This window comes from Niveispirillum sp. FG156, from assembly GCF_057809555.1.
Genome location: NZ_JBMDKE010000036.1, coordinates 36,541 through 52,282, shown reverse-complemented (window position 1 = coordinate 52,282; position 15,742 = coordinate 36,541). Strand labels below are relative to the sequence as shown.

The window sequence follows — 15,742 nt, the reverse complement described above, 5'->3', positions numbered from 1 at the left end:
CAGATTCGTGGTCATTCTGTTCATTCGCGGTATGCATTAGCCCATAGGATGGTAAATCCGTATATCTCAAGGATGTACGCCATTAAATTGGGTGAATTAAGTGTTTAGACACATTACGCATCTTTAATGCCAAAATTACTTATGTAACTAAATCAATGAATTATTGGTCGCCGTTGGTAGGAGATGAGAATGGCTAAGGTGCCTCTAACGATATCACTCGATGCTGACGTTAAAGCGCGTCTGGAAAGGGCTGCTGCTCAACAGGAGATAACCGTCTCAGACCTTGTTCGTCGGGTCGTCGAAACATGGCTCGATCCGGTACTGTTGGTACAGTCCGTCGCTGCATCTGCACATCGGATCGAGGAGCAGAAACGTTTGATCGATGACAAGATTCAAGTGATCGCCGACATGATTGCTGATTGCCTGCCGGAGGTGCCATGAGGTCTCTCGGCTGTGGAGCCGGTGCAGGTCGCTACTATACGGATGAGAGGCATCAACGCCGGGAAGATTACTTTTGCCGGGCCGATGAGGATTATGGTCGCTGGTACGCACCACGCTGGGACATTGTGGATCATGAGGGGCGGATTGAAACCCCTGATTTTGCTGCCTTGTGTGCTGGTTATGATCCGGAAACCGGGAATGCGTTAGTACAGAGGACCGGCGAGGGGCATAGAGCCGGTCTGGACATTACCTTTTCGGCACCAAAGTCCGTTTCCGTATTGTGGGCTTCTGGCGATCATGATGTCCGGCGGGCTATTTCGGCGGCGCAGACTGCTGCTGTGGAACGGGCGTTGGACTTCGCAACTGAGCAGGGCCTATTTCGTACTCGTACCGGTAAAGACGGCATAGAGAGTGTCGTGGCCCACGATGTGGTGGCTGGTCGCTTCAGGCATTACACCAGCAGGGCAGGGGACCCCCAGCTTCATGACCATGCCGTTGTGTTGAACCTCACCCGAGACGTCAATGGCGCGACACGGACTATGGAGCCACAAACTTTGTTTGCTTGGCAGGGGGCTATCCAGGCGGCCTATCGGGTGGAATTGGCGGAACAGCTGCGGCGTCAGCTGCAGGTTCAGATCATCAAGGCGGAGCGCAATTTCGAAATCGCAGGTGTGGATCGTAACTTGTGTCTCAAGTTCTCCAAACGCCGGAACGAAATTCTGGATCTAGCGCGAGAGGCGGGGATCAGTACACGGGAGGATCGGGCAGAAACGTCTTATATCACCCGTAACAGCCGTGTGGCCAAGAGTGAGCTACCCTCTCGGGAAGATTTGGAACGCCGCTGGCAAAGTGAATTTGCTGCTGCCGGGTGGCCAGGGTCCAGCGTACTGGAAATAACACGGACACATGCTGGCAGGAGACAGCCTCTCGGTGATCCAACACAGGATATCATGCAAGCAGCCCTCGCCGAGGCGACGGAGCGGGAGAGTGTTATCGAAAGCCGACATATGATGCGGCTGCTCCTGGAATATGCCCAGGGGCGCATGGGGGTACAGGCAGTCACCTGGGAACTGACAAAGCTGGTACAGTCTGGCCAACTTCTTGAGATCGGTCAGGATGCCCTGGGCCAGGCTGTCTACACCACTCCGGAAATGATGCGTATCGAGCGGGAGATGATGGCAGCTGGCATCGCACGCCGTCACGAACCGAGTGCCATTCATCATCACCATCTTGAGAACGCCATCAAATCGCGCCCCAGCTTACGGCCCGAGCAGGTAGCCGCGTGCCGGCATGTCGCGATTGAGGGTGGCGGTGTCAGCCTATTGGAGGGTGATGCAGGAACCGGCAAATCCTATGGTATGGCTGTCGTGGCTGAGGCTGCGCGTGCCTCAGGGTTGCGCCTTCATGCTCTGGCCCCTTCCTGGAAGGCTGCGGAAGGGCTACGCGATAAAATTGGGCAGACGGATTGCCAGTCTTTGGCTGGATTTATACGCGATGTTGAAGAAGGAGATCGGCGGCTATCGGCGCAGGATATGATCATCCTGGATGAAGCCGGCATGGTCGGTATCCGCGAGATGAAGCGCCTTCTGACATTGGCCAATGAGGCCAAGGCGCGGGTAGTCCTGGTGGGAGATCGCAAACAGTTGGAAGCTATTGGTGCTGGGGGCGCTCTGGCAGCTTTGGCTGATGAGTTGGCACCGGCACGACTGCGCGAGATTACCCGGCAGGAACAGGACTGGATGCGTAAAGCCAGCCGCAAATTGGCGGCAGGTGACGTGATCAGCGCTGTGCGTGATTATGAGGCCCGGGACAGGGTTGTTTGGGCGACTGGAAGAGATCAAGCCCTGTCCGCCGCCGTCAGGCAATGGGACATTTATCGCGCTGCTGATCCGCATAGCAGCAGGATTGCCATTGCTCCCCGCAATGCCGATGTACGGGCTTTAAATGAGATCATCCGGGTCTCGCAGCGGGAACAGGGTGAACTGACCAGCAAAGACGTTCCTTTATGGTTTGAGCATCGCGATGGGATTGAAAGGGAAACGCCTATCGCTGTTGGCGACCGGGTTGTTTTCGGGGAGGTGCTGACGCGTCTGGGCATCAACACCAGTGATCTTGGTACGGTCACAGGCATTAGGGCTGACAAAGGGGAGACAGTTCTCAGTGTGAGACTGGACAAGGGTGCTGAGGTAACAGCTCCACTTACGGATTTCGTTGGAGGATGGCGGCAGCAGAAGCAACCGGGTGCCCTACCTAAAATCCAGCATGCCTATGCCGGTACTACCCATATCCTACAGGGGGACACGGTTCGCCATGTGATTTTCTACAATGGTGCTGGGGTGGATCGACGCCAAGCCTATGTCGGCCTAACCCGGCATCAGTGTGATGTCACGATGGTTGTCGAGACCAGTCGCGTCCGTGATATGCTGCGCGACCGCGCAACGCCGGGAGCGCCACCAGATCTCTCCGACGCCAGGGTGAAGCAGATAGTACTGGCCGAAATGCAGCGTGTGAACATCAAACACAATATCCGCGATTATGCCGCCGACCCGGGGGCATGGGTGCGGACAGGGGTCTTCGAACGGGCGGACCGTCAGAGTGCCATTACTGTACCGACACCAGCACAGGAGTTGGGAATACGGATGCGTCATCGGTTGGGGGCGGGTAGGGTTCCGCCGGCGCGTGATTCGGTGGCCGCCAACCGCCGGCGTTTTGAAGTGCAAAGGGGAGGTGCACCGTCCCAAGCTATCGCGGGAATGAACCCCGCCGACTGGCGGGTTTCCGGGCAAGGGGAAACGTGCTTCGCTTGGCGCGACGAGGCGGGCCGCATCACCGGCTATGAAGTGGTCAGTGCGAGGGGAAGCCGCCATCAGTTTCCGCCGTTAAGCCGGGAAAGAGGTCTGCATATAGCTGGCAACCCCAGAACTGCCGGTCGGTTAGTGATCACCGCGACAGTCGCAGAAACCCTGTCGAGGCGTGGAGCGGATGCGAGCAGGTCAGACATCGCCTATATTGCAACCGGTGGTGATCTCCAGCCTGACCAGGTGCGCCGTATTGCCGGGTTGGCAGCGGCCCGTCGTGAGCTTGAGGTCGAACTGGTCGTTTCCAAAGGGGGGGACCCGACCAAGAGTATCGTTCCTCTGCTCAAAGAATTGGGTTCTGTCCGGTCGGGATTGGAGAGTTCCAACCAGGATGGGTTGCCCAAGCGCGAAGTGATGGCCTTGTTGGGGAAACTTGGCCGAACCCTGCCGGCAGGCGTCATCCTGTCCCTTCCAGTCAATCTGGGACGGGGTATCGACAGAATGGAGGGGAAGGAACAGTCTCGGGGACGTGATGTGGATATCGGCTTTTGAGCGAGAGGGGGTAAGTGATGGAATACAGAGCCTTCGCCTGCGTCTGGGATGCTGTTGAGCCGGATCCGGTTAAGCGGACGGACCTCAGGCTTCGTGCCGACCTGTTAATCGCAATGCATAATTATCTTGATAACACAAAGCTGGATCGCTTCAAGCTGGCCCGCCAACTCGGCATCAATGCGACAAGGCTGAAGCATCTGCGAGGAGGGAATATTAATCTCTTTCAACTGGCCGACCTGATTGCGCTGTGTGTCAGGGCGGGATTGAAAGTCGATATTGAGGCTGTAGCAGATGGTGACTTGTCCAAGTCTTAACAGAACGATCATATAGATTATACAAAGAATATCCGAACTCTTTCATAGTTTCCCTGTATTACCTCCCCATACTGGAAGTGACTCAGCCCAGGATAACCCGCCCGCCCGCCAGTTCCAGGACCCGGTCGGCGGCGCGGCGGGTGGCGTCGCGGTGAGTGACGGCCAGGATGGTCAGCCGGCCCCGCAACCGGTCGAGCGTTTCCAGAACCAGCGCCTCCGACCCGCCATCAAGGGCCGAGGTGGATTCATCCAGGATCAGCAGACGGGGTTGGCGCAGCAGGGCACGGGCGATGGCGAGGCGTTGGCGTTCGCCGCCCGAGACGGCATTGCCCCGGTCACCGACAATAGTATCCAGCCCGTGGGGCAGGGCGCGCACGAAGTCGGCGGCCCCCGCATCCGCCAGGGCGGCCCACAGATCAGTGTCCATCGCGTCCGGGGCAGCCAGCAGCAGGTTGGCCCGGATCGTGTCATGGAACAGGAACGGGTCCTGCGGCACCACCGCCACCTGACGCCGCCAGTCGGGCAACAGGTCAGGCGTCAGAACCATCCCATCCACCGACAGGGTGCCGGCGGTGGGATAGGCCAGACCCGCCGCCAGATCGGCCAGGCTGGACTTGCCGGCCCCCGACGGACCTGTCACGGCCAGCAGGGTGCCAAACGGCAGTTCAAGATCGACCCCCTGTAGGGCCTGACGCCCATCGGGCATGCGCAGGCTGACATCCCGGAAAGACAGGGTCCGGGAGAAGGGGGGCAGGTTGCCATTGCCATCCGCCGGCGGCTCTGCGCCGACGCGCAGCCTGTCCAGCATCTCCTCATACAGGACCAGGGCCGGCAGGCTGGTTTCCAGCATCCGCCAGAAGCGCAGGCCGGCCAGCGCGCGCTGTGCCAGACGGGCGAAGGCCAGGATCACCACCAGCGCCTCGCTCAACGGCTGTTGCAGCCAGAGGATCGCCACCAGGACGGCCGCTGCCGTCATCACAGCGGCTGTCACCAGCAGGGCGGCATGTTCATAGGTCTGGATGCGGCTGTGGCGGGCCTGCAGGCGGCGCAGATCGGCGAAGCGGTGGGACAGATTGTCCGCGCGCCGTCCTTCCGCCCCGAAACCCTTGATGATGCGCAGGCCCGCCAGATCATCGCTGATATCGCCCATCATCTCCTGATGCGCGCGGCCCATGCGCAGGCCGATATCAAAACCGCTGCGCCCGATGCGCCGGACCAGCAGCAGCGCCAGGATCGACAGGCACAGCGTGACCAGGGTCAGGGCTGGTGATAAAGCCAGGGCTGTCAGCAGCAGGGTCGGCAGGGTCAGGGCTGCTACCCCCAGATTGACCAGCGCGTCATGGCACAGGCCCAGGCGCCCCACTTCCCCCGCGATGACCTGTTTAAGGCTGGTGGCACGCAGCCCCTGGAACACGGGCCAGGCGACATGCAGCAGGGCCTGATGCAGGGTGCCCCGCAGCCGGTCCACGAAACGTGTGCGCTGTTCCTGGCTGAGGATGCTGCGGGCTGCGACCAGACCGGCGGCGGCGGTCACCAGCAGCAGATAAAGCCCGAGGCCGGTCAGCAGGGTGCCCGCCGACGGGGGGGCCGCCCCACCCACCCCTACGAGTTCCAGCACGGGTACCAGCAGCAGCAGTCCCGCCCCTTCGGCCAGGGATGCCGTGACACCCAGGCCCAGCATGAGTGCCAGATCACGCCGGCCATAGGAGGCAGCCAGCAGCGACAACAGGCGGCGGGTGGTGGCAGGTATGGTCGTAGGCGGCATGACACTCAGGCGCGGAACAAAGGGCAACGCGACGATAACATGTAAAAAATCAGGATGTTAATGCGTAGAGACCTGACCTCGGAATCTGGGCCATATTACATGGACAAACCTCAATGCTGTGATTAGATATAATCGCATCAATCCCGTGAAGAGCGCGTGTCCCATGCTGACACTATCCTCCCATATCCGCGCCCGCTCCGATCTGCTGTCGTCGGAAATCGACGGTGAAGTGGTGATGATGGATATTGAAAGCGGCCAATATTTCACACTCGACGCCATCGGAACCCGCATCTGGAAGGCGATGGCCGAAGCGATCTCAGTGGCGTCTCTGTGCCGCGCGCTGGAGCAGGAATATGATGCACCCCTGCCTGTGATCGAGCGCGACGTGCTGGCCCTACTGGCCAACTTGGCCACCCAGAAGCTGATCACGGTGGTGCAATAGGTGATCAGACCGCGTCGGCGCGCCGACGATAATGCGACAGCAGGCGGGGGCACAGCCGTTCTACTTCCTGCTCCACCGACAGGTCCCAACGCTTCTCCATATAAGTCTCGGAAACGGCCCGGCCCTGCATATTGCCGAAGACCACGTCCATTTCCTCCTGCAGGGCCGGCTCCACTGCCCACAAAGATTGCAGCAATTCATCGTATGATCGGCGGAAAGTCCGGTAGCTGTCATCCACCGGCCAGCCCAGCCGGGTCAGGGCGGTCGTAACCGTGGGATCGCCGGCGACGAAATCCTCGTAATGGATGACGGCGTCGAAACGCCCGACCTCTGCGAAAAGCTGATCCAGCAGCAGGAATTTCTCGTGCATCAGGCCGGAGCGGTGCCGGTAATCCTTGGTCCGCAGGCTGACATAATTCGCCCGCGGATCGCGTAGCAGCAGAATGGTGGCATCGGGTCGAAACCGCTCCACATGGATGGACAGTGGATAGGCCGTGGTCAAGACGGTCTTGGCCACGAAATCCCGGTCGGTTGTCACACGCGGGGCGGCGAAGTTGTTCGGTATATCCACCAGGGCCACACAATCTGGACGTTGGGCCAGCATCTGGGTGAAGCTGGTGGCGCCGCTCGATTGCATTCCATGGACCAGTAATCTCATGCCAGTTCGCTTTCCTGGGATGGGGGCAGCAGCCAGTTCTCGGCGATCTCGGCCGTGATGAAAACATAGCGGCGGACATGGGGCGTGGGGTGACGGATGCCGACACCGTGGATCGCATCGATCCCTTGCCGGAACATCACCAGCGTATTGGGCTGGTAGGGGATGGTGGTTACCCGTTCCACCGCCCCGTCGGGCAGGGTGTAGCCATCGATGGCGGCGGTGGGGCCGTTCCGCCATCGGAACAGTTCGAGGTCGCCGCCGATGGCATCATCGTCCGGGTGCCGGAGATAGAAGAGGCCCGAGTAAAGCCGGTTCGGCGTATCCAGGTGCGGCCCGCGAGTGGAGGACGGCTTATGATGGACCGGCGTATTCACCTCCAGCCGCGCATCCATCAGGATGCGGGCCGACTGATTGTGGACGAGGTTCAGGCGATCCGTCCTGTGCCCACTGAGCTGTCCGCCTAGGGCGTTCAGCAGGGCTACTGGCCAGTGCCCGGCAAACAGGGACTCGACCTCTGCTAGAAAGGCGGAGTCCGTATGGATGCGGGCGAAGTCCCGCCAGCATTCCGGGATCCCGGGCAGGGTCAGGAGCAGGTGAGCCATCATCATGTAGCGGCGGTTGCTGGGGATCCGCGACATCCTGGTGCCGACGATCTGTTCCAACCCGGGAAAACTGTCGGCAAGGGCGGCATAGAGATCCGGCGGCAGTGCGTCCTGGATGACCAGATGCGGAAAAGGATCGGTTCGGATACGGTCTGGACTCACGCCGGTCAGCAGGGATGTCATGGCCATCATCAGGCCCCTGCTGCAACGCGGGCATGGGCTCCGGCGGTGGCGGTGACCGCCTCCACCATCCGGGCCAGCGGCACGGACCAGTCGTTCCAGGCCTGCTGATGGAATATACGCATCGTTGGATACCAGGGCGTGTCCTCACGGTTGTGCAGCCAGCGCCAGCAATTGTCGAAGCGGGAGAGCATCAGCACCGGCACGCCAAGCCCCCCGGCCAGATGGATAGGGGCCGTATCAACCGATACGATCAGATCCATGTTCACGGCCAGAGCTGCCGTATCGGCAAAGTCCGCCAATTCCGCCGTCCAGTCCAGGATCGGGAAGGAGGCATCGCCCACCTGGGCGGCGGGCGGCCCTTTCTGCAAGCTGATCAGATGGACGCCTGGGATGGCCGCAAGGGGGGCGAACTGCGACAAGGTCATGCTGCGCCGACGGTCGATGCCGTTGGCACTGGGATCATTGGGTCGGGAATCACCAGCCCAGACCAAGCCGACCCGCAGCCCTCGCAGATCGGCGAGGCGTTCTTTCCAGGCTGCGGCCTGTATAGTATCCGCGCTCAGATAGGGGGCGTTCGGCACCGTTTCCACCCGGGTGGCAAACCGGTGCGGCAGGGACATCAAGGGCACCCCGCAATCCCACGCCCCAGATTCTACCGGTGCGTCAGGATCGACCAGGATGATGCGCTGGTCACTCTGCCGGAACAGGCGACGCAGGGAGGGCAGGGTCGCCAGCCCGACAGTGGCTCCCCGGTCAGCCAGCAGGCGGGCATAACGGAAGAATTGCAGCCGGTCGCCATAGCCCTGTTCTTCCACCAGCAGGATGCGCAGGCCGGCCGGATCACCCCCTTCCCAGCGGGGTAAGCCGGCCAGCAGGGGCCAAGCGACGTTATTGGTTGGATGTTCCGCCCGATGCTCATAATGGGCCCAGCCCGCCTCCCAGTCGCCCGCCCGTAACCGATCGCAGGCCATCAGGAACCGGATAACGGGGTTCCTGGGTTCCTGCGCCAGTGCTTGGCGGTACCACGCGATGCTTTCATCGAAGCGACCCAGGATGGAGGCGAAGCTACCCAGGTTGGCCAAGGCCGGAATCTGTGCCGGATCCAGGTCATGGGCATGCCGCATGATCCGTTCCGCCTCCTCCAGCCGTCCCTGGCCGCGCAAGGCGACGCCGAGATTGCACCAGGCAGCGGCCAGATCGGGAGAAACATGGTCCAGGACCCGTCGGCAGCAAGCCTCCGCCTCCTCGTGCCGGTTCAGGGCATCCAGGGTGGAGGCCATGTTCACCAGGCAGGCCGGATGGTCCGGCCAGTGCTGCAGCGCTTCCTCCAGCAGCGGCAAGGCCGCCAGATGATTCCCCAGCCGATGGTGCCCCAGGGCCAGCATGGCGGCTACATCCGGCACCAGCCCGATCACGCTCATCGCCTCTTCCAACAAGGCGACGCCCGCTCGCAGTTCGTTCGCATCAATGAGATAGATGCCTTTTTTGGCCAGCAGGTCACCCAAGCGTCCGCAGCAGGAATGCCCAGGGACCCGGCGTACCACTTCCCGCAGAACCTCCAGCGCCTCTTCGTTCCGACCAATATCGGCGAGACTCCGGCCCAGATCAGCCAGTGCGTTCGTCATGTCCGGTCGCGCTACGAACACCTGCTCCAGGACTGGGATGGCTTCCGCCTGTCTGCCTGCCTGCTGTAGCAGGTTGCCCAGCAGAGCCAACGCGTCCGGCGTGGCCGTACCATCCCGCGAAAGGGTATCCAGCATTTCCAGAGCGGCATCCGTCTGGCCTTCGAGGAGCAGGGATCGGGCCGTCTGGTAGGTGGCGAGCATGCTTAATTCCGTCGATCCTAAACAATAGTCATAATTCCTATATCCTTAATCAGTCGTGTTGGACAAGGAAGCGGAGCTCTCTTGAAATAGAGCAGCCGCCGGGTGACTATCCCAACCCTCGTTTACCATGGTCGATCTGTGCCTAAGAAAGCTGTGCCTGCTGTGCCTGTCACCTGCTCCCAAAGCGCCATTCCCCCCGCCGCCCCGTCCGAAGGCCGGGTGGAAGCTGTACTCGACCATTGTTTCGGCGGGCTGCGGGTCTCATCTACCTTCCCTCTGCCTGACCTGATCATCTGGAGCGGTGATGATCGTCCCGCCGATCTGGTGGTGGATCAAGGTCCGGTTCCCCCTTTGGTCGATCCCGTGGTGAACCGGCCTTTCCTTCAGGTTGCCGCCGATGGTACCAGCCGGTTTGAAATACCGGAGATAGCGGCTTGGCGGGTGGCACCCGATGGTGGCCGGGTCACCGTCGACGCGGTGATGGATCCCGCATCCACCAGTCAGCGTACATTCCTGTATGGCACGGTCTTCGCCATAGCCGCGCTGCGGCGTGGCCTGCTGCCCCTGCATGCGTCCTGTGTACGGGTTCCCGGTGGGGCCGTCGCCTTCGCCGGCCCGTCGGGCATAGGCAAGTCGACCTTGGCGGCGCGTCTGATGCAGCGCGGGCTGTCCCTGCTGGCGGATGACGTCACGATGGTGGACCTGTCAGTGCTCGGCGGGCCAAGGGTGCAGCCGACCTTTCCGCGGTTGAAGCTGTGGCGGGACGCGATGGATCGGCTGGGTCTGTCGCCGGAGGGGCTGGAGCGGACCCGGCCAACCCTGGACAAGTTTCATCTTCCCATCGGGGGATCGTTCCATGCCGAACCGACTCCTCTCACGCGGCTGATTCTGCTGGAAGGGCCAAATGCGCTGCAGCCAGGGCTGCGGCGGCTTAGCGTTGTGGAGGCCCTGGCGCGCAGTGGAGAGATTCTGTACCGCCCGCAGCTGATGGGACGGCTTGGCATGACGACGGACCAGATGACGGCGGTGCCGCGGCTGCTGTCCGCCCTGGGGGGAGCCCATGCCCTGCGCCGGCCGGGGGATGAGGCGGACCTGGACGCCCTGCTGACATCCCTGGGGGCGTGACCGGCATGACGGTTCGGGGCGGCGGATATTGCTGGATCGCTTCCTATCCCAAATCGGGCAATACCTGGATGCGGCTGGCCCTGGCCAGTCTGCGGGCGGGCGGCGTCCAACCTGATTTCAGTCAGCCTCTGGCCTTCGCTCCCTTCGCCGCCGACCGGCGTGAGGTGGAACTGACCTTGGATATTGAATCCAGCGATTTCACCCCGGCTGAATGCCAGGACATGCGGGCGCGCGCTGCTATCCAGATGGCACGGGAGGCTAATGGCCCTCTTTACCGCCGGGTTCATGAGGCCTGGGAGCGCACCCCCTCGGGCCTGCCTTTGTTCCCGCCCGAGGCCACCTTGGCCAGCCTCTACATCGTTCGCGATCCGCGGGATGTGGCCATATCCTTGGCCCACCATAACGACTTTTCGGTGGATCAGGCCATTGCCTCCATGGCCGATCCCGGGACCACATGGGCCATGCGCACCGGCGGCATTGTTACGGCATTCGCCCAGCACCTGTCGACCTGGAGCCTGCATGTGCAAGGCTGGTTGTCCGCGGTGCCGGCCCCCCTGGTGCTGCGATATGAGGACATGCAAGCTGACTCTGCCGGTTCCTTTGCTCGGGCGGCCCGGCATCTGCTGATGGATGCGGCGGCGGCACCAGCGGCTGCGGCGGCGACGCAGTTTGACAGCTTGCGTCAGGCCGAGGCGGAGCATGGCTTTCGCAACGGTCAGGTTCGGGGCCGGCCATTTTTTCGCCGAGGTGTCGCGGGCGGCTGGCGGCAGGAACTGTCCCGTGAGCAGGCCGCCCGGATCGAACGCGACCATGGCCATGTCATGGTGCGTATGGGCTATGTGTGACCCTTTCACCACCCTGGAATGTAACCGCTTTGGATGATGGTATTTGAACTGGCTGGGACCAGACCGGAAGAGAGGAGGAGAGCATGTTGACTTTCACGTTGGCTAAATCCCTGGAAGGGGAGGTGCTGACCGTGATCACGCCGGGCGGAGCCGTGCCCTTGACGGTGCTACGGGTAGAGGAACGCGACCGCCGGGGTCTGCCGCCGGAGTTCAACCCGATTTTTCAGATCGCGCTGCGGGGGCCGCCGGGGGTGCTGTTCCCCCATGCATGCTACCGGGTCGAGCATCCGGCCTTCGGGGCGCTGGATCTTGGTCTGGGTCCGACGCAGCATGATGTCGAGACGGACGCCTATCTTTACGGGATCGGCATCGGTTGACGCCTGGCCCGTGGAAAAGCCCCCGGCCAGGGCACGGGGGGCCCTGTCACGATGTGGGTCAGGACGGTGTCCAGGTCAGCGTATGGTGTATGCCGTGCAGTCCTTGATAGGCAAAGCCCAGACGCTCATACAGCCGGCGGGCTCCATGATTGTGATCCTCCACCGACAGGGAGACGGAAAGCCCAGCCGCCCGTGCTTGATCAAACACGGCCCGGATAATGCCGCTGCCGATCCCCTGCCCATGAAGCGCAGGGTGGAGCAGGATATCGATGATCCGGATGTCCTGCGCGCCTTGCTGGAGGTAAAGCCGCCCGCCCGGCATCCCGTCCCGGGTAATGACCCCCCAGGCCGCATCCGGATATTGGGCGCGGTAATGCTGTTGCTGGAACGCTGACTGCTGGGCCAGAAAGGAAATGATCGCCTGTTCTGGCCAGCCGCTTGTCACCATCTCCGGCCATCGGCCGAGAATGAAAAGATCGCGTTGGAACAGTCCATCATCCGGCTGTTCAAGGCGCAGGCCAACCCCCCGTGCCGCCAAATCTGCGGGCACGGGGGGAAGTGGGGTTCCCTGCGGGTTACCCTCAGCCTCAATCGCATCAGTTCTGGGTGGGGTATATGCCATCGTGATTGATGCAGAAATTGAAGGTCAGGTACGGCGAATTGTTGTTGTGCGACTGTGCAACGCCGCCAGCCCCGCCCCCAAGGCTATTGATCATCTGGGGCGAGAGCGCGCCATTCGACGGCGTATCCGTCGACCAGAGGTCATAAGCAATGTTCGCCGCCCGGAGAAGGGAAAGGTACGAGGTGGCGGTCGCGGTGCCGGTGGCCGTGGCATTTGCCAAGGCACCCACGCCGAACGCTTGATGGGTGTGCGGCGGGACCTGGGCTGCACTCAGTGTTACCGCGTTGGTTCCCCAGGCTAAGCCCAGCGACGGGGGGACGGAAGGGAGCGGCCAAGTGCCTGAGCCCTCACAGTTTGTGGCGGCGCGTCCCCGCAGGTCCGGAACATTGAATGTCTGTGGCCAGCTTCCGCCGAAGCGGTTTCCAAGGATGGAGGCCAATGCCTGATACTGAACGACTTGATATTGCTGACCGTTGCAGGGCAGCCATCCCGCCGGGGTGAAGTTGAACGCAAAGGGGCGAATTTCGCCGATGAATGGATCAGCCATTGCTTGTCTCCTTATACGCCGGCGTTAGTTGAAATCGGGGAAAAGGCCATTCGCACAGATGATATAGTTCAGGTTCATCGTCGGCATCAGATTGGTGTGGCTATAACCGCCGCCGGTATATGTGGTAACGGCGTTGGCGCTGAGACTGACCGGTGTCAGGGTTGCACCCGCATTCGGCGTGACATAGGCCTGGAACCCTGCGGGCAGGGCGGCCGGCATCAGGGTCGCGCTTGGGCTGTTTGCCGTAGCCGTGGCCGTCGTCACGCTCAGGTTATGGTCGTGATTGGGGTACTGGCCCACAGTGAGGTTCACATCGGAGGTGCCCCCGGCACTGGCCAGCGGATAAGTGCCTGTCATACCCGGCGGTGGTGTATTGGACTTCCCGACGGCGATGCGGCCTCGCAGGTTCGGCAGGCCGAAGGTTGTGGCGCCATCGCCGCCATAGATTGTGCCAATCAGGGCGTACAAGGCCGGGTAGGCCTGGATGTTCAGCAGGCTGCCGTCGCAGAATTTCCAATTGACGGGGGGAAAACTGCCCGCAAACAGCGTGATCTGACCAACATATGCGCTTGTCATGCTTTATCTCCTGGCTCTGACAGGATCGGTGACCTCCCGGGGGAGGGGAAGGGGGGGTGGTCAGTTCCGCGTGGGGTAAAGACCCGATTTACAGATGCAGTACTGCAAAGCCAGATAAGGCTGACGGTTTTCATGGGCTTGGCTACTGCCGGCAGGGGCAAGCGAGCCCGTGTTCAAGGTCACCAACGCGCCGGGAGCGGCGTAGACAGGCGGGGCATTGGGGGCCGTCGCCGCCGTCGTGGTTGCCTTCTGGGCAATGGACAGGGTCGCATTTGCCAGCACGGTCGAAGCTGATGGATTCGTCGAAACGGTTGTGAACTGGTGGCTATGGGCCGGCACCTGGGTCAGGTTCAGGGTTACCGTCTCTGTTCCGCCACTTGCACCCATGGTGAGGACCTGGCCTGCTGGAAGAATACGGGTAGCGTCCTGCATCAACCCGTAATGGACCGGTGTCCGGCCGCGCAGGTCAGGAAGATTGAAATATGTTGCGCCATCACCGCCATAGGTTCTACCCAGAAGGCTGTACAACGCCTGATTCTGCGTTATGGTCAGTTGCTGGCCCTCACAGGGCAGCCACCCATCCGGTACATTGTTGAAGGCGAAGAGCGCGATCTCTCCGAGAAAGGATTCCGACATAAGCTCCTCCGTTCGCGATCCATGATAGGGCTGTCCCACCCTTGTTCGGATGTAAGGCATATGACCCTATATCTACCTATCAGTAAAGTTGCTTTGTTGTTAGTTGATTGCTTCTTTTAATTGACAGAAAGCGCCGTATATGTACGGCTGTCGGCTTGAAGCCTGTTAATAATGCATTCACAGATTGCCTGATGGATGGCATTGCCCTGGGTGGGTGATACTCATATCATCGACTTGAAGTGTTGACCTTTGGGCAATCTTTCCCGCCCCTCAATCGTCGGTGTTTACATCCGTGGGCCTGGCCACCCCGTACCGACAGTCAACAATTTTGACCGTCGGTATAGTCTCTTTGTCGGGCATGCGGTCTTCAGTCATACCTGAACTTGTTCATCATGGCGCCATGGTCGCGCCGGATGCGCTCAGCCTGGGCGGCGCTCAAGCTGTCGCGCCAGCCTCCGGCCTTCCCCCGGCGGAAAAATTTCTGCCCTGGCACTTGGCCGATGTGGAAGCCATGGGCCGTCTCTTCATTCACCAGATGGTCAAATCGGGTTGCGGCCACCGCGCGCTCCATTGCAGCAGCATCGGCTGAAACTCCGCAATGTTCCGCAACGCGGGTCAGGGACGAGAAGGGATCCGCCAGCATGTCTTCGTATCGGAGCGTCATGGGAGCGGGGTCGGCATTCAGCCAGCTTTCCACATGCCGGCTCCAACTCGACAAGGGTTGCGGAAGAGAACGTGTCCTGCCCCCCTTACCCCCCCTGTCCAGGACAGCATCGATATCGGCCATGAAGTCGATGGCCTCATCAATCCCGATATTGGAGTGATGGGCCCAGGATACGGCAACGTCCCGCGGATCACGTACTAGGTAAATGGCCGCGCGCGTCGCGGCTGTTGGAAAGCGCAGGCGACCCGAAGGGGTGCGCGCCCAATGGTCGTGGACTTTACGGAACTGCATGTCCGTTGCGTCCGCCGCCGACTGCATCAGGCAGTCCGGCAGCCATTCCTCCAACTCCGCCGCAGTCAGTTCGCTCGCCTCCACGTCAAGCACGGCTTCCAGCTGCGTGATGTCGCCAACAAGCGGGGCGAACTGGAACGGGATCGCGAAACTTACCGGCGCGCCGCCCTTGAACAGACTGTGCAATGCCAACCGAATCCAGGTGTTCCCCGACTTTGGATAAGAGGCCAGCCAGACAAACCCGCCCCTTGATGGCATTGGACGTCTCCCTCAAAAACACGGCGATTCTTGAACATGTCCCGGTCAGGCCCGGAAGGAAAGGCCTCTTGAGTTCAAAGGGGTGCTATTCGCAATGCCACGTGAGGAGCGGTGTGGACACGCTACAGCTGGAAGCGCATTGTCGTGACCCGCGATAGACCGCATTGCGTCCTGTGGTCAAAAATCCACGGACTTATTATGCTGTGGGCAACTGGCCGAT

Annotated in this window: 16 protein-coding genes; 7 read left to right on the top strand and 9 right to left on the bottom strand. The window is 61.2% G+C overall.

Annotated elements, in window-relative coordinates; translation table 11 throughout:
- The first annotated feature begins 189 nt into the window (after positions 1–189).
- From ACODSP_RS21055 to ACODSP_RS21045, 3 genes are read left to right on the top strand one after another with little or no spacing between them, the layout of a single operon-like run.
- Positions 190–441 (top strand): ribbon-helix-helix domain-containing protein, encoded by a 252-nt coding sequence (locus ACODSP_RS21055; RefSeq protein ID WP_488967503.1) that lies wholly within the window; start codon positions 190–192, stop codon positions 439–441.
- Entirely contained in the window at positions 438–3,791 is a 3,354-nt protein-coding gene (gene mobF, locus ACODSP_RS21050; RefSeq protein ID WP_488967502.1) for a MobF family relaxase, read from the top strand. The genes ACODSP_RS21055 and mobF overlap by 4 nt, the downstream gene beginning before the upstream one ends.
- Before the next feature lie 17 nt (positions 3,792–3,808).
- A complete protein-coding gene (locus ACODSP_RS21045) occupies positions 3,809–4,105 on the top strand; it encodes an XRE family transcriptional regulator (protein ID WP_488967501.1) in 297 nt (98 codons plus the stop codon).
- 82 nt (positions 4,106–4,187) lie between these two features.
- Here ACODSP_RS21045 and ACODSP_RS21040 read toward each other — a convergent pair whose 3' ends face one another.
- Complete coding sequence (locus tag ACODSP_RS21040) at positions 4,188–5,870, bottom strand: ATP-binding cassette domain-containing protein (RefSeq protein WP_488967500.1); 1,683 nt, start codon at positions 5,868–5,870, stop codon at positions 4,188–4,190.
- A gap of 163 nt (positions 5,871–6,033) precedes the next feature.
- Here ACODSP_RS21040 and ACODSP_RS21035 point away from each other — a divergent pair, with 163 nt between their 5' ends.
- Positions 6,034–6,312 (top strand): PqqD family peptide modification chaperone, encoded by a 279-nt coding sequence (locus tag ACODSP_RS21035; protein WP_488967499.1) that lies wholly within the window; start codon positions 6,034–6,036, stop codon positions 6,310–6,312.
- Between the two features lie 4 nt (positions 6,313–6,316).
- Here ACODSP_RS21035 and ACODSP_RS21030 read toward each other — a convergent pair whose 3' ends face one another.
- Genes ACODSP_RS21030 through ACODSP_RS21020 form a run of 3 tightly spaced genes read right to left on the bottom strand, consistent with a single transcriptional unit; the run spans position 6,317 to position 9,581 of the window.
- Positions 6,317–6,970, bottom strand: coding sequence for a hypothetical protein (locus tag ACODSP_RS21030; RefSeq protein WP_488967498.1), 654 nt, complete (start codon positions 6,968–6,970; stop codon positions 6,317–6,319).
- The gene (locus ACODSP_RS21025; protein WP_488967497.1) at positions 6,967–7,755 is read right to left on the bottom strand and encodes a hypothetical protein; all 789 of its coding nucleotides are present in this window, start codon (positions 7,753–7,755) and stop codon (positions 6,967–6,969) included. The genes ACODSP_RS21030 and ACODSP_RS21025 overlap by 4 nt, the downstream gene beginning before the upstream one ends.
- Before the next feature lie 8 nt (positions 7,756–7,763).
- Positions 7,764–9,581, bottom strand: coding sequence for a tetratricopeptide repeat protein (locus ACODSP_RS21020; RefSeq protein ID WP_488967496.1), 1,818 nt, complete (start codon positions 9,579–9,581; stop codon positions 7,764–7,766).
- A 219-nt stretch (positions 9,582–9,800) separates the two neighbouring features.
- Between ACODSP_RS21020 and ACODSP_RS21015 the strand changes: the two genes are divergently transcribed.
- The 3 genes from ACODSP_RS21015 (at position 9,801) to ACODSP_RS21005 (ending at position 11,928) form a co-directional block, all read left to right on the top strand.
- Positions 9,801–10,706, top strand: a complete 906-nt coding sequence (locus tag ACODSP_RS21015; protein ID WP_488967495.1) for a hypothetical protein — start codon at positions 9,801–9,803, stop codon at positions 10,704–10,706.
- 5 nt (positions 10,707–10,711) lie between these two features.
- On the top strand, positions 10,712–11,551 hold the full coding sequence (locus ACODSP_RS21010) for a sulfotransferase domain-containing protein (protein ID WP_488967494.1): 840 nt from the start codon (positions 10,712–10,714) through the stop codon (positions 11,549–11,551).
- A gap of 83 nt (positions 11,552–11,634) precedes the next feature.
- The gene (locus tag ACODSP_RS21005) at positions 11,635–11,928 is read left to right on the top strand and encodes a DUF6916 family protein (RefSeq protein WP_488967493.1); all 294 of its coding nucleotides are present in this window, start codon (positions 11,635–11,637) and stop codon (positions 11,926–11,928) included.
- Positions 11,929–11,986: 58 nt separating this feature from the next.
- Here the strand turns inward: ACODSP_RS21005 and ACODSP_RS21000 are convergent, their stop codons facing one another.
- From ACODSP_RS21000 to ACODSP_RS20980, 5 genes are all read right to left on the bottom strand, one after another.
- Positions 11,987–12,466, bottom strand: coding sequence for a GNAT family N-acetyltransferase (locus tag ACODSP_RS21000; protein ID WP_488967492.1), 480 nt, complete (start codon positions 12,464–12,466; stop codon positions 11,987–11,989).
- Positions 12,467–12,524: 58 nt separating this feature from the next.
- The gene (locus ACODSP_RS20995; RefSeq protein ID WP_488967491.1) at positions 12,525–13,097 is read right to left on the bottom strand and encodes a phage tail protein; all 573 of its coding nucleotides are present in this window, start codon (positions 13,095–13,097) and stop codon (positions 12,525–12,527) included.
- A gap of 24 nt (positions 13,098–13,121) precedes the next feature.
- On the bottom strand, positions 13,122–13,673 hold the full coding sequence (locus ACODSP_RS20990) for a phage tail protein (protein WP_488967490.1): 552 nt from the start codon (positions 13,671–13,673) through the stop codon (positions 13,122–13,124).
- Between the two features lie 60 nt (positions 13,674–13,733).
- Positions 13,734–14,309, bottom strand: coding sequence for a phage tail protein (locus tag ACODSP_RS20985; RefSeq protein ID WP_488967489.1), 576 nt, complete (start codon positions 14,307–14,309; stop codon positions 13,734–13,736).
- Between the two features lie 367 nt (positions 14,310–14,676).
- Entirely contained in the window at positions 14,677–15,522 is an 846-nt protein-coding gene (locus ACODSP_RS20980; RefSeq protein ID WP_488967488.1) for a sulfotransferase domain-containing protein, read from the bottom strand.
- Positions 15,523–15,742 lie beyond the last annotated feature (220 nt).

Excerpts from the sequence above, each read along its gene's own strand:
- ACODSP_RS21055 (WP_488967503.1), top strand. The coding sequence starts at position 190 with ATGGCTAAGGTGCCTCTAACGATATCACTCGATGCTGACGTTAAAGCG.
- mobF (WP_488967502.1), top strand. The coding sequence starts at position 438 with ATGAGGTCTCTCGGCTGTGGAGCCGGTGCAGGTCGCTACTATACGGAT.
- ACODSP_RS21045 (WP_488967501.1), top strand. The coding sequence starts at position 3,809 with ATGGAATACAGAGCCTTCGCCTGCGTCTGGGATGCTGTTGAGCCGGAT.
- ACODSP_RS21040 (WP_488967500.1), bottom strand. The coding sequence starts at position 5,870 with ATGCCGCCTACGACCATACCTGCCACCACCCGCCGCCTGTTGTCGCTG.
- ACODSP_RS21035 (WP_488967499.1), top strand. The coding sequence starts at position 6,034 with ATGCTGACACTATCCTCCCATATCCGCGCCCGCTCCGATCTGCTGTCG.
- ACODSP_RS21030 (WP_488967498.1), bottom strand. The coding sequence starts at position 6,970 with ATGAGATTACTGGTCCATGGAATGCAATCGAGCGGCGCCACCAGCTTC.
- ACODSP_RS21025 (WP_488967497.1), bottom strand. The coding sequence starts at position 7,755 with ATGACATCCCTGCTGACCGGCGTGAGTCCAGACCGTATCCGAACCGAT.
- ACODSP_RS21020 (WP_488967496.1), bottom strand. The coding sequence starts at position 9,581 with ATGCTCGCCACCTACCAGACGGCCCGATCCCTGCTCCTCGAAGGCCAG.
- ACODSP_RS21010 (WP_488967494.1), top strand. The coding sequence starts at position 10,712 with ATGACGGTTCGGGGCGGCGGATATTGCTGGATCGCTTCCTATCCCAAA.
- ACODSP_RS21005 (WP_488967493.1), top strand. The coding sequence starts at position 11,635 with ATGTTGACTTTCACGTTGGCTAAATCCCTGGAAGGGGAGGTGCTGACC.
- ACODSP_RS20995 (WP_488967491.1), bottom strand. The coding sequence starts at position 13,097 with ATGGCTGATCCATTCATCGGCGAAATTCGCCCCTTTGCGTTCAACTTC.
- ACODSP_RS20990 (WP_488967490.1), bottom strand. The coding sequence starts at position 13,673 with ATGACAAGCGCATATGTTGGTCAGATCACGCTGTTTGCGGGCAGTTTT.
- ACODSP_RS20985 (WP_488967489.1), bottom strand. The coding sequence starts at position 14,309 with ATGTCGGAATCCTTTCTCGGAGAGATCGCGCTCTTCGCCTTCAACAAT.
- ACODSP_RS20980 (WP_488967488.1), bottom strand. The coding sequence starts at position 15,522 with ATGCCATCAAGGGGCGGGTTTGTCTGGCTGGCCTCTTATCCAAAGTCG.